The organism is Ruminococcus sp., from assembly GCF_024691275.1.
Taxonomy (GTDB): Bacteria; Bacillota; Clostridia; order Oscillospirales; family Ruminococcaceae; genus Ruminococcus.
Genome location: NZ_JAILNU010000007.1, coordinates 1 through 13,223, shown reverse-complemented (window position 1 = coordinate 13,223; position 13,223 = coordinate 1). Strand labels below are relative to the sequence as shown.

Annotated in this window: 10 protein-coding genes; 9 read left to right on the top strand and 1 reads right to left on the bottom strand. The window is 41.8% G+C overall.

Annotation, left to right across the window (positions count from 1 at the left end):
- Positions 1 to 11: 11 nt before the first annotated feature.
- The 5 genes from pilM (at position 12) to K6G33_RS00885 (ending at position 7,118) form a co-directional block, all read left to right on the top strand.
- Positions 12 to 1,622 (top strand): pilus assembly protein PilM, encoded by a 1,611-nt coding sequence (pilM, locus tag K6G33_RS00905; protein ID WP_296775215.1) that lies wholly within the window; start codon positions 12 to 14, stop codon positions 1,620 to 1,622.
- The gene (locus K6G33_RS00900) at positions 1,622 to 2,434 is read left to right on the top strand and encodes a hypothetical protein (RefSeq protein WP_296775213.1); all 813 of its coding nucleotides are present in this window, start codon (positions 1,622 to 1,624) and stop codon (positions 2,432 to 2,434) included. The genes pilM and K6G33_RS00900 overlap by 1 nt, the downstream gene beginning before the upstream one ends.
- 65 nt (positions 2,435 to 2,499) lie before the next feature.
- Positions 2,500 to 5,556, top strand: coding sequence for a hypothetical protein (locus K6G33_RS00895; RefSeq protein WP_296775212.1), 3,057 nt, complete (start codon positions 2,500 to 2,502; stop codon positions 5,554 to 5,556).
- 15 nt (positions 5,557 to 5,571) lie between these two features.
- Positions 5,572 to 6,060, top strand: a complete 489-nt coding sequence (locus K6G33_RS00890) for a type II secretion system protein (RefSeq protein WP_296775210.1) — start codon at positions 5,572 to 5,574, stop codon at positions 6,058 to 6,060.
- 17 nt (positions 6,061 to 6,077) lie between these two features.
- Complete coding sequence (locus K6G33_RS00885; protein ID WP_296775207.1) at positions 6,078 to 7,118, top strand: type II secretion system protein; 1,041 nt, start codon at positions 6,078 to 6,080, stop codon at positions 7,116 to 7,118.
- Between the two features lie 48 nt (positions 7,119 to 7,166).
- Here K6G33_RS00885 and K6G33_RS00880 read toward each other — a convergent pair whose 3' ends face one another.
- A complete protein-coding gene (locus tag K6G33_RS00880) occupies positions 7,167 to 8,045 on the bottom strand; it encodes an A24 family peptidase (protein WP_296775205.1) in 879 nt (292 codons plus the stop codon).
- Positions 8,046 to 8,182: 137 nt separating this feature from the next.
- Here K6G33_RS00880 and K6G33_RS00875 point away from each other — a divergent pair, with 137 nt between their 5' ends.
- From K6G33_RS00875 to K6G33_RS00860, 4 genes are all read left to right on the top strand, one after another.
- Positions 8,183 to 9,865, top strand: a complete 1,683-nt coding sequence (locus K6G33_RS00875) for a GspE/PulE family protein (protein WP_296775203.1) — start codon at positions 8,183 to 8,185, stop codon at positions 9,863 to 9,865.
- Positions 9,866 to 9,898: 33 nt separating this feature from the next.
- On the top strand, positions 9,899 to 10,999 hold the full coding sequence (locus K6G33_RS00870) for a type IV pilus twitching motility protein PilT (RefSeq protein ID WP_296775200.1): 1,101 nt from the start codon (positions 9,899 to 9,901) through the stop codon (positions 10,997 to 10,999).
- Positions 11,000 to 11,460: 461 nt separating this feature from the next.
- Positions 11,461 to 11,979: a type II secretion system protein gene (locus K6G33_RS00865; protein ID WP_296775197.1), complete on the top strand. Its 519-nt coding sequence runs from the start codon at positions 11,461 to 11,463 to the stop codon at positions 11,977 to 11,979.
- A gap of 212 nt (positions 11,980 to 12,191) precedes the next feature.
- A complete protein-coding gene (locus K6G33_RS00860; RefSeq protein WP_296775196.1) occupies positions 12,192 to 12,836 on the top strand; it encodes a type II secretion system protein in 645 nt (214 codons plus the stop codon).
- The last annotated feature ends 387 nt before the right edge of the window (positions 12,837 to 13,223 follow it).

The window sequence follows — 13,223 nt, the reverse complement described above, 5'->3', positions numbered from 1 at the left end:
TGGAAAGATAAATGCTTTCATTTGATATTACTGATAGAAATATACGAGTTGTTAAGGGCGCAGAGAGCAGCGGAAAGATCAGGATCAGCTCTGCTGCAACTGTAAATGTAGAAGAGGGACTTATCGTTAACGGACACGTTAAAGATGTTCCCGCAGTTGCTACACTTATAAACAATGTGCTTAAAATGCACAAGATGCCTGATAAGGAAGCGATCGTTTCGATCTCCTCCAACCTCACGATCTTCAAGGAAATGACAGTTGCCAAGGGCAGAGGTCAGGACCTTCAGAAAACAGTTAAGCTCCAGATGCAGGCTGAACTCAATCTGGACGATTCATACAGCGTTTCATACATTATAGTAGGTGACGCGGACAGCAGCGAAGTAAGCGAGCCATCGTACAAGATACTTGCTACAGCTTGTCCTTATGAGATCGTTAACAGCTACAGAGAGATGTTCAAGCTCCTCGGTATCGTGCTGAGATCAGTTATGATCGGCTGTAACTGTATCACAAAGGTTCTTCTTGCTGATACAAGAATCAGATCCAAGATGCCTCTTCTCGCTGTACAGATAGACAACAACTTCATCTCACTCAACCTCTATGAGCAGGGACAGCTTTCGTTCTCACGATTCGCTTCCATCGACTCGGCTGACTACGGTTACTCCGAAGACTACGTTTTCGAGGCAGTAAACGAGAATATCTTCCGTATGCTCCAGTTCCACAGAAGCCGTAACACAGGTGAGTCCATCGAGAACGTTATCTTCTACGGCGATACTCATGAGTATGTAAGACTTACAGATGAGCTCGAAAAACTCGACCTCAAGACAAGTCTTATCAACGTTCCTCCACAGATCCACGGTCACGAAAATCTTGAGTTCTCTCTCTACGCAAACGCTATCGGCGCTATGTTCAAGAGAAACAGAGAGAGCGAGAAGATCAACCTTCTTGATACTGACATCGGAACTGCTGTTAAGCAGAGGATAAGAAACGAGAGCTCAGGAAACGTTGCTATGCTCGGCGCTCTTATCGGATCATTAGTTATCGCAGGCGGTGTTTATGCGTACTACTTCTTCAGAAATAACAGCGTAGAAAACAAGATAGAAGACTGCAATAACTTCATCAACAGCGAAAGCACTTCTGAAAAGATCAGACATCACGATCACCTTACAGAACTTAAAAAGACTGTAAATGCTTACTATACAAAGGTAAACAACGCAGATGCCGCTTATCTTTCACAGCCTTGTATCGAAGGCCCCGTATACGACGAGCTCGAAAAGATCCTTAAGGATACCTGCGAGGCTATAGATATAAAGAACTATAAGATATCAAGTCCACAGTACTCTGAAGGAAAGATAACATTCTCAGTTGAATATGACGGCAAGAAGGAAGATTATTCACAGAAAACACCGTCAGATTTCACAGCAAATCTTGTAAAGAGCCCGTATTTCAGAGCTGCTTCATACGGCGGATATGCTGCAACATCAACAACTGATAAGGAAACAAATGAAAAGATTGACAGAGTTACATTCACATCAGGAGTTGAGCTCAAGAGTAAAAAGAGCGCTTATCAGGCTGAAGATAGTTCTAAGAAAGATTCGGATAAATCAGAGGAGGCTAACGACTAATGAAACTTAATTATAGAGATAAGATAATAGCTGCATTCCTTATTGCAGTAGCTATTCTTGCGATCGGCTTCTTTGCATTGGTAAAACCTAAGAGAAAAGAACTCAATACAAATCAGAAAATCCTTACTGAAGTTCAGGAGACAAGAAGAAAGATCGAAGCAAAGATCAGTGAGATCCCGAAGCTTCAGGAATCTATCAAGAAGATACATAAGGATACAAATGAAATCGCAGAAAAATTCGTACCTGTTGACCAGGTCAATAACCCTGTTGTTATTGATAAGTATATGCAGAAGTTCGCAGATGATTGCAAAGTAAAGCTCAAGAGCGTTGAGCTCGGTAAGTCAAAGCTTTCACCTATCAACTACTATTATGGCGATAATTCTGACTCACTTGACGAACTTCGTAAGTCTGCTGACGTAAACGGCACACTTTCAGCTGATTACAATGCTTCTCTCGCAGAGCAGAAGGCACTTGAGCAGAGAGCTAAGGAGTCTATAATCCAGACTCAGTACGGTATAAACATTGAGGGAACAAAGGCAAATGTTTGGAAGTACCTTGATGCACTCAAGAATTTCGACAAGAACGTACTGGTAAATTCAGTACAGATATCCGACTATACATTCGGTAAGAACAAGGCTGAAGAAGCAAATGTTCCTTTCCCTGAGGGAGAGAGCGAGGATGTTATTGAGGTCGAAGTTGGTGAAAATCAGGTAATAAAAAATACATCTGACGTAAGTATAGTAATAACACTTTATTCAGTATTTGAGATGCCAGAGCCAGACGTTGATACTGTTCCTGCAGCTGTAGAATAAGATAGATATTATCTACATTACACGCTAAGTTATAAAGGTTCATAACTTGAAAGGCGGTTAGGAAAATGAAAACGGAGAAAAGGAAAACATTACAAGGCTCAGTTTTATTTACTGTAGTGTGTGTAATGGCATTGCTTATAATTTTCCTGACGGGAACACTTGCGCTTGCCTCGGCATCGAGTAACAGAGCGCATAAATCGTACTCGTCATCACAGGCAAGTTATACAGCAAGAGCAGCAATTGAAAGCTTTACACAAGCTATGGCGCGTGACCCCGGATTGCCGGCTGCGATAGAGAATATGACAACAGATCCGCTCTATCCTGAGGTAATCATTAATGATAAGTCACTTGGACAGATCGGTTACTATTTCACAAACGCTTCAGGTAAACAGGAATGGGTGCCGAATCATATCGAAATAGTACCTGTTGACACAGGTAAAAAAGACTATATTTTTACTGACCCTAAAAAAGACGGTAACTGGAAATGGGTCGAGGTTAACACAGTAAGAATAACAGCAACCTGCCGAGTAGGTAAGGAAGAGGAAACTGTTTCTGCCTACGTTCGCAAGATGCCTTCAGGAAGCTCAAAGACTGAACCTGGCGGACTTGACGGTCTCCAGGAAGTCGGCGGTAACGCTTTCCCGAACGGTGCGCTTATTACAGGTGGTCTCGGTGTTGGTATCTCAAAGGACAATACCGGTATGTATTCAATGCACAACAATACATCTGTAGAAACAAAGATCTCCTTTATCAACGGTTCACTTGCAACAGGTACAGGCAGCTCGAATTTCTACGTAAAGGCACCTACTGATACAAGTAAGAAGCCTTATTCACAGACAATAATAATGGGCAATCTCTGGCTCAGAAACAGCAACTTCATGAATGTAAATTATGAAATGGATTCTAATTACACTCAGAAGGAAGTTCCTTACCTTTACATCGACGGTACTGTAGGTGCTTCACAGAACGGTACTGTTAACCTTGTACAGGGTAACGGAAAGGGACCATATAACGTATTCATAGGCACACTTGATGTCAGAAAGAATGACGGTTCTGTATCGTATGGTTTTGATTTCGGAAATGCTGACGTTTATCTTATGGACGATTACAGCGATACAGATTTTATAAAGCTGAAGTATCCTGGTGATGCAAGTGAAAGAGATTTCTCTGCTGAGGAAATGACAGATGCAACCGATCCGAGATCAGAATCATTAAAGGCTAAGGATCAGATCATCTACAAGGGACATAATTACCTTGGATCAAATGATCTTGGCTGTAATCTCTATTCATGGACCAGTTCATACGTAAACAAGACCGATTCACAGTTTGTATCAAACGGCGGCGGTAACCTTTATGTAAAGGGCGATCTTACTATCCAGAATATGAAGATCGCAGGCGATCTGAGAGTAGACAGAAACTGCTACCTTGGCAAGAACGTTGTTGTTACAGGTAAAATCGTTGTTAAGGGCGAGCTCCATATAAGCGCTGATTCAAATTTCTCAGCATGGGATAAGGTTTATTGTAACAAAGTATTTGCTGACGGTGATACAACATATGAGGCAGATGTAGTCAAGGAAGGCTATGTTGAGCATACAGATGAAATATTACCGGGCTATAAGGAAGTACGCAACTTTGTATTCGAGAATACTGAGCTGAGTGAGGATCAGTACGAATTCCGTAAGGCATTCCAGGATTCAGCTGACGGCTGGAGATGGCATATAAGATTACCCGGCGATGACGAGTCAGGCTCAAGAATTACAGACAAGAATGATGGCTGGGGCGATAATGGCGGACAAATTGACGGAGTAAAATTCCAGGACTACGGCATTTATGTCTTAACAGACGAGAGTCTTGCGACTGAAGGCGCAAAATGGGGTACATCAGTTCCTTATTACGTTACAAATGCTTACGGTGAAAATATCAATACTGTAACATTTAATGATAAGACTATTTATAAGGCTGATCCTAATGATCCTTCAGTAGTTTATGTTGATGGTACAGGTAATAACGAAAGAACCAACGATGAATACGTGTATTACAAGGTTGACGATGAAGGAAACGTAGTTGAAGAAGTAGATAAGGATACTGCAAAGCATACTTATTATACTAAGGTCGGCGAAACAACACCTGTTTCAAGAGACGAGGCTGTTGGCAAGGAAACAAAAACATTCCATACATATGAAGAGGCTGGTTATGCATATCCTCCAAAGATGACTCGTGAAGCTATCCTTGGTGAAGACAGCGATACAGAAGGCTTCATAGTACACCCTGAAACAAAGATCATCAAGAATCTTGATGAAATGAGAAGTGATCTTAACCTCAATCCCGATGGATCATATAAGCCGGATGTATACTATACAGCTGTTCCTGAAGAGTTCTGTATAGAAACTCCTGAAGGTGAGGATCCTATCGAAAACAATCTTCCATATGCATTCAACGATGATGGATCGAAATTCGCAGGCAATGAAACTTATTATTCACCATGGTCTGGCGATACAATTACAAAATCTTGTATAATAGGTAAGTCAGACGGTTCTGAGTTTAAAATGCCTAAGCAGATCAAGATCAAGTCAACAGATGTTATCTGGGTCGTTCTCAGAAATGTAAAATTCGATCAGGACGACGGAAACAACATGATGCTTCATGAAGGCATGGACGGTAAGCAGATCGTTTGCGATACCAGTGAAGGTACAGTAAGATTCCTTATTGATAAGACACTGACTATTGGTAAGGGAGCTATCATCAAGGATGGTTTCAAAAATGGTCAGTTAATTGATGCCACTAACCCAAGTACTTGTACATGGCGTATTGAATACTTCGGTACAGAAGGCTCAAAGATCAAGTGTACAAATAACGTAACTCTCATCGGAACATTTATGTGTCCGCTGACAACTTACAGCGGTAACGTTGCAGGTGCCTATACAGTAAAGTATAAAGACGTCTACGGCGTTGAAAGAGTACTAAATGAACCGATCATCGGTAGCGCTATGTTCGATCACGTTGAACTTGCAAAGAATAATTTCGGCGTTATCAACTCCGGTGGTTCAGCTTCAGGTGACGTTAAAGAAGTTGTAGAAACAGTATTCGGTTCATATGAGATAAGCTACTTCATGGGAGTATAAAGGAGGAGTGTTCTTATGAAAAAAAGCAAAAAAAAGTTAAAGGGCATGACTCTTATCGAGATGATAATCTCAATAGCTATCTTTGGAATTATGGGCGGTTTGCTCATACTTGTAGGAACTCATGTAGATGCAACAACTCGAGCTGGAAACAACTTAAAGAACAAGGTACAGGTTCAGTCACCATATGCAGCTAATCATAGAACTGAGGACGCTGCAGGTGATGAACTGCCTACATCTGAGATCGACATTTCTGTTAAGCTCAATGTAGGAAGCGAAGGTCATTATTACGTTAAGACAACCAATGCAGCAGGCGAGGATGTAGTTCTCGAAGAGACTTACGGACCTGAGGTAAAGGTTGATATGAAGGCTGATAAGTACCAGACAGAAGGTCTTGTTACAGGCGGTATGACGCCTGAGCAGATCGAAGATATGAGAAAAAGAGCCAATGGCGGTCTCAACCTTGAATTCTTCGATGTTCAGCCTACAACTGCTCCTACAACATGATCGGTGGAGGTAAAGATATGATGAAACATATTAAAAAAGGTTTTACTCTCATCGAGCTCATTGTTGTAATGGCGATATTCTCAATACTTATGGTCGGCGTAATGGTGCTTATTGACCCTGTATCGAATATGTTCAAAAATACAGCAATGTCTGAAAAGACATATGCGTATGCAAACAATGTTCAGCAGTATCTGCAAACAAAGCTTGAATATGCAGAAGATGTCTTTGTTGGTTCAGCAAATAAAATGGGACTGACAAATGATGGCGATGCAAACAGCGAAAAGCTTGCACAGTATGTTGAGAATTTCAGAAAAAGCCATTTTAATGAAGTTGTGTATACAACTGATGGTGAAAATGTAAACTATATTAACGGTAAGATCCATGTTGTCAGATTAGTAAATAAAGATGGCAAACTGGCTGGCGGTGATCCGGTAAAGAAGGGTCAGATAACACAGCGTGTTTATTCCTTTAATTCAAAGGAAGACGCTAAAGTCGATAAAGACGCTTTCGACGAAGAGGTAGCTGAACTTAACCCTGCTTTCCTTGATGCAAAGGACGCAGCTTACGATTTTAGCTATTCACTCGGTGTTTCAAAGCTTATCCCAAAGGATAAGTCCCTACTTTCACCTGTTACACCTTCCGATGTAAAATCAGGTGTCGATTATAAGGTGCTTGACAAGGACTTTAATAATAGTTCAACTGAGATCAATGCTGCAAGATTAGCGCTTTCAATTGTTCTGAACAAGAAAAACAGCGGAACTGTTGAGTGTGTGAATTCAGGAGCTGCAGTACCATATAACTATACTGCATTTGCTACACCGTGTGCTGTTCAGATAGTAAATCTTCCACTTACAAATATCGCACACAGAAACGGCAGATCAGTTGGTGCAGGCGTTGGTCAGACAAGACCAATGAAGGATCCGACTGACGGCAAGATCAGATTACAGACAGCAGCTGAATCAGGATATGCATTCTCTATGACATCTCTTGATGATACCGTTGATTTCGATCAGGATATCTACTTTATCTACTGTTTCACTGATGAAATTGATTCATAAGTAAAAAACAGGCAGCAGTCAATGCTGCTGCCTGTACTTTATTTTCTTTTATTTAGCACTTAGCAGGTTTAGATACCACTGTGCTATCTGATTACCACATAATGAACCAACGGCGATTCCTATTGCAAGGAATGGTCCGAAAGCAAATTTTGAATCCTGGGTGGCATACTTGTTTATAAGACCACCGATTGCAGCAACTATAACTCCGATGAATGTTGAAGTGATAACAGCTTGTGTTCCAAGGAAAGCTCCTGCGGCAAACATAAGATATGTATCACCGAGTTCAATGGCACGGAAGTCTTCTCCGAACTTCTTCTTGATGATCGGGCGGCTTACCTCACCAATGACAAAGAATGGTACACTGATTATGAACGCGCCGATGATGCGGCTTTTCAAAGCAACATCTTCATGCTCCATAGAGTAGAAAATGTGAAGCGGGACAGCAAGGAGCAAAACAACAGCTATCATGCTGACGTATATCTCTTTGGTATCCCAGTCGATGAATCCTATACATATAAGGAAAGACATCAGAACGCAGGTTATTATGGATTTAACATTAATGTCCAGAACAAAAAACGTCAGAACGTAAAGAAGACCGTTAAGGCTTTCTACCAGCGGATAGCGGGCGGATATCTTAGAACCGCAGCTATGACATTTTCCTCTCAGCATTATCCAGCTGAAAACAGGAATAAGATCAATAGGTCTGATCTTCGTACCGCAGGTCATGCAGTGAGAAGCCTTTTCCTTATCCTCTTTGGTTTGTCCTATTCCGAGAATCGACGGACTGTCAGGATCGGGAAGCCTGTAGATAACTACATTAAGAAAGCTTCCGATACAAATTCCGAATAGGAAAATAATGACGTAAAACATGATCTTGAATGGCAGCTCGGTAAATTCACTGTGGAGCATATCCTCAAATCCGAACATGATTTTACCCCTCCTTCATATTTAAAATGTACATAATATTATTATAACATAAATTATGGAAAATTCAAGTACAATTTTAGAATATCGGTCGGTATGACGGATACCGGTCGTATTCAGAAAATAAGCGGAGGTTTTTTATGAGAAACGAGAGAATTGGTGACTACTTAGTCAATCAAGGGCTGATTACAAGCGAGCAGCTTCAGCAGGTACTTGAAGCTCAGAAAGCATCCAACGGAGCAAAGAAATTTGGTGACGTTGTTGTTGAACTGGGATTCATGTCAGAAGTTAACTTCGCAAAGGCACTGGCCGGCAACCTTAGAGTTCAGTATGTTGACCTCGATAACGTTGAGATCAATTCTGATGCGGTTCAGATGGTTCCTGAAGCTCTGGCAAGAAAGCACACAGTAATCGCTATCAATGTACAGGGTAAACGTCTTACCGTTGCGACCAATGATCCTGTAAACTTCATCGTCCTCGAGGACATCAAGGTTTCTACAGGTATGGATACAGTTCCTGTTCTTGCAACAACATCTGCTATCAATAAGGCGATCGGTAAGTGCTACTCAATGCAGAACGTTGACAGCGTTCTTGAGAACGTTGCAGGTATGGGCGGCGACCTCGGTGAGATGACCGAAGCTGATATCGAGTCTAAGGACAGAGTTGAGAGCGCTCCTATCGTTAAGCTCGCAACAACTATCGTTGAAAACTCATACAGAGCAGACGCTACCGATATTCATATCGAGCCATTTGACAAGTATACAAGGATCCGTATCCGTGTAAACGGCGACCTCGTTGAACTCATGAATATTTCCAGTGCGGTCCACAGCGCACTTACAACACGTTTCAAGCTTATCAGCGGTATGAACATCGCTGAAAAGAGAATCCCTCAGGACGGCCGTTTCACACAGGTCGTTGACGGAACTACTCTTGATGTCCGTGTATCCTCACTTCCTATGGTACACGGTGAAAAGATCGTTATCCGAATTCTTTCTACAGGTCAGATCGCTCTTCGTAAGATCACTGATCTCGGTATGTCAGATTATAACTACACCCTGTTTGAGTCTATGCTGAGAGTTCCTCACGGCGTTATCCTCGTAACAGGACCTACCGGTTCCGGTAAAACAACAACTCTTTACGCTGCTCTTGGTGAGATCGCTAAGCCAAACGTAAACGTTGTTACAGTTGAGGACCCTGTCGAAAAATCTATCGACGGTATCAATCAGTGTCAGGTTAACCAGAAGGCTGGTATGACCTTCGCCGCAGCCCTCCGTTCTATCCTCCGTCAGGACCCTGACGTAGTAATGATCGGTGAGATGCGTGATACCGAGACAGCTGATATCGGTATCCGTGCCGCTATCACAGGACACTTGGTTCTCTCCACACTTCATACCAACGACGCTGCATCGACAGTTGTACGTCTTGTTGATATGGGTGTTGCTCCTTACATGGTAGCTACTTCACTTATCGGTGTTATCGCACAGCGACTCATCAAGGTTCTCTGCCCTGAGTGCAAGAAGCCAAGAATGTCAACTCCTGAAGAAAATGAACTTATGGGCATAGATCACTCTATACAGGTATTTGAACCGGGCGGATGCCCAGTCTGCAATAATACAGGCTACAGAGGAAGAACTGCTATCCACGAGATCATTCACTGTACAGCAAACGTTTCTTCCATTATCGCAGCAGGCGGTTCTAAGGAAGAGATCGAAAACGCTGCAAGATCAAACGGAACGAAGCTTCTTCGTGACAACGCTTCTGAGCTTGTACAGGCTGGACAGACATCAATAGATGAGCTTGTAAGAACTACATTTACAGTATAATGGATATGCACCTATATAGGGAGGACTAATAATATGGCAATTGAAATACATAGAATACTGGATGAAGTCAGACTCCTCGGCTGTTCTGACCTTCACTTCACAGACAGGATCGCTCCTGTTGTACGTCTTAACGGTACACTGAGAACCATGCGTTCACAGTACCCTGAGATGGACGAGGAGGAAATTCTCAATATCGTTCATCAGATGACAAACGATGCACAGCAGACAAGCGTAAACAACCATAAGGATACTGACTTCTCGTTCACAACAAGAAGCGGCTACCGTCACCGTGTAAACGTATACTTCCAGAAGGGTAAGCCTGCTATCGCTATCCGTCTTCTGAGAAACGATATCCCTACTCTTGAGGATCTCGGACTTCCTCCGATACTCGCTGACTTCGCAATGCGTCCCCGTGGACTCGTTCTTGTAACAGGTCCTACCGGTTCAGGTAAGTCAACTACCCTCGCTGCTATGATCGACTTCGTTAACCTTAACAGAAGTGCTCATGTTATCACAGTTGAGGACCCTATCGAGTACGTTCACGAGCACAAGAGATGTATGGTAAACCAGAGAGAGATCGGTGACGACGTTGATAGCTTCTCACTCGCACTGAGAGCTGCCCTCCGTGAAGACCCTGATGTAATCCTCGTAGGAGAAATGCGTGACTTCGAGACTATCCAGGCTGCTGTAACCGCAGCTGAAACAGGACATCTCGTTATGTCAACACTTCATACAACATCTGCCGCTGATACTATCAACCGTATCATCGACGTTTACCCTGAGCATCAGCAGCAGCAGATCAGAACACAGCTCGCAAATAACCTCGTAGCTGTTATTTCTCAGACACTTATTCCTAAGAAGGACGGTACAGGTCGTATCGCTTGTATGGAAATTCTTAACTGTACAGACGCTATCTCGGCTATGATCCGTGATAATAAGATCCATCTCGTACAGTCTGCTATCCAGACAGGTAAGCAGCAGGGAATGCTTTCTCTGGATATGGAGCTTGCAAGACTTGTATCCAAGAATGTGATAAGCGAAGTAGATGCTCTCGAGAAATGCCTCGACAAGCAGGAATTCTACCGCTTCCTTTCTCAGATGGGAGGAGCTCCCAGAGCAGGAATGCAGGGCTGATAAAAAAATATGTAATGAACAGACCGTCGGACATGAGTCAGGCGGTCTGATTTTTTTTAAAAAGAAGGAGAGAAAAAAATTTCTGAGAAAATAATCATGAAATTTGATCCCAAAAAGATAAAAATGAGCAGCAAAAGGGGTATATAAGAAGCTAAATACCCGTATACGAAAAGTATAGTTGACTATGAATTAAACAAGGACTAAATTTTATATTTAACTTATTCACAAAACCTTGTGCATTTTGACGGAAACACTAAAAAAAATAAGGCTATTTACCGTTCCAGTGTAAAAAGTGCCTTTAGATATGGAATTTTTTCTTGAAAACTGTTGACATTATGTGAATAAGGTGATATACTATAATCACAGGGAAGGGAAAGGGAGTTAAAAAAATCCCCGAACCCAAAAATCGAGTGAAAGCAAAATGACTTTCACAAATCAATATTTTTAAGGAGGGTTTTCTTATGAAAACTACAAAGAAAGGTTTTACACTTATTGAGCTCATCGTTGTTATCGCTATCATCGGTGTTCTCGCAGCAATCCTCGTTCCTTCAATGCTCGGTTATGTAAAGAAGTCAAAGGTTTCTTCTGCTAACTCAGCTGCTAACTCACTCCAGAAGGCTATCAACACAGCTCTCGTTGAAATCGACGAAGAGTCACAGGAAGCTGGCAACATCGCTTCAATCAACCGTCTTGCTCGTTCAGGCAATGTAACACTTACATCTACTGGTGCTGCACTTTCTTCTGATGTTAAGGCTGAGGCTATTACAAAGAAGATCATGAACTACATGGAGAAGGCTAAGAAGCTTGCTTTCGCTTCAGTTTGTGAAGGCGGCGTTTGCAAGGCTGTAGCAGTTAGCGTTGACGAGACATACACAGGTACATCACCTGCAGGTGTTGTTACAGTTGACAACTACACAAAGTATAAGGGCACAGATAAACTCACATCTGCTTGCGCACTCGCAGCTGCAAAGGCATCGTAATCTAACGATTCAGGTCGTAAAACTTAATTGAAAAAAATAGCTCCTTCCGAAAGGGAGGAGCTTTTTTTTACAAATGAATGGCGATCCTGGGGTCGGCTAAATGCACAATAAGAGTGCTAAAAAATTGTAGCTGAAAACTGGATTTAATATTGACAAAATATGAACTTTTTGATATAATATATATGAAAAATTGTATTGGGAGGTGCATTCCTATGAAGGCTAAAAGAACTAAAAAGGGCTTTACCTTGATGGAGCTTATAATCGTTATTGCGATTATGGGAATTTTGCTTGCTATCGTTGTTCCCTCGTGGGGGTATTTTATAAGAAGAGCGCGTGAGAGAAGTGCCAATGCGAAGGCAAAGGTAGTTTTCAACGCAGTACAGACTGAGGTTACAAGACTGGGAGCTAAAGAGCGACCGCTTAATAATATTGTACACGACTCTACTTCGGATAATACATTCGTTATTAAAACGAAGTCACAGATCTATATGGGCGATTATGATCTGAAGGACAGAGATAAGGCTGATGCTAAAGATAATCGCAAATACTATGACTTCTATTTCTACTGGGACGGCACAAAGGGCTGTAGAGTAGATGCGAGTGGTGCTAAAAAGGGAACGACTGACGATGACGTGAAGTTTGCACGAGCTGTAAATTCTATCATTGGTACAGACGGAACCTACAAGGTGTATGTCAAAGACTATAATGTAATATCAGTAGTATACTCTGATTATGAAAAAGGCAATTACAAGGGAACTTATCCCGTGGGTATGGATGAGCTCGCTGATGGCGTTAGAAATGATATCAGAAGAAAAAGTATACAGTATATAGATATGTCGAAAATCAAATTGACGTAAAATACATGAAATTGAAAGTCTGAGAGCAGTGAAAATGCTTTCAGACTTTATTTTTTTGTCCTCAAATGTGCTTTTTCGGCTGTGATCGAGAGCTTAAAGCGAGGTTTATGATTAGGTGAAGTTCATGCAGAGAAGTTTTCAACAGTTTTGTTAATGGAAAGTTTAAAACTTTATGCTTGACTTTTGAGAAAAACTGAGGTATAATATAAACACTGACCGACACGGAGAGTCAATACGACGAAAAATTTCTGAAAAGAAAATGAAAAAAGTACTTGACAAACCGAAAGGGAAGTGATATTATATATAGGCTGCTCTAAAGCGGTTGAGTATGAAGGAAAAAATTTCCGAAAGAAATTTTGAAAAAGTACTTGACAAAGCGAAGAGAAA

Excerpts from the sequence above, each read along its gene's own strand:
- pilM (WP_296775215.1), top strand. The coding sequence starts at position 12 with ATGCTTTCATTTGATATTACTGATAGAAATATACGAGTTGTTAAGGGC.
- K6G33_RS00900 (WP_296775213.1), top strand. The coding sequence starts at position 1,622 with ATGAAACTTAATTATAGAGATAAGATAATAGCTGCATTCCTTATTGCA.
- K6G33_RS00895 (WP_296775212.1), top strand. The coding sequence starts at position 2,500 with ATGAAAACGGAGAAAAGGAAAACATTACAAGGCTCAGTTTTATTTACT.
- K6G33_RS00890 (WP_296775210.1), top strand. The coding sequence starts at position 5,572 with ATGAAAAAAAGCAAAAAAAAGTTAAAGGGCATGACTCTTATCGAGATG.
- K6G33_RS00885 (WP_296775207.1), top strand. The coding sequence starts at position 6,078 with ATGATGAAACATATTAAAAAAGGTTTTACTCTCATCGAGCTCATTGTT.
- K6G33_RS00880 (WP_296775205.1), bottom strand. The coding sequence starts at position 8,045 with ATGTTCGGATTTGAGGATATGCTCCACAGTGAATTTACCGAGCTGCCA.
- K6G33_RS00875 (WP_296775203.1), top strand. The coding sequence starts at position 8,183 with ATGAGAAACGAGAGAATTGGTGACTACTTAGTCAATCAAGGGCTGATT.
- K6G33_RS00870 (WP_296775200.1), top strand. The coding sequence starts at position 9,899 with ATGGCAATTGAAATACATAGAATACTGGATGAAGTCAGACTCCTCGGC.
- K6G33_RS00865 (WP_296775197.1), top strand. The coding sequence starts at position 11,461 with ATGAAAACTACAAAGAAAGGTTTTACACTTATTGAGCTCATCGTTGTT.
- K6G33_RS00860 (WP_296775196.1), top strand. The coding sequence starts at position 12,192 with ATGAAGGCTAAAAGAACTAAAAAGGGCTTTACCTTGATGGAGCTTATA.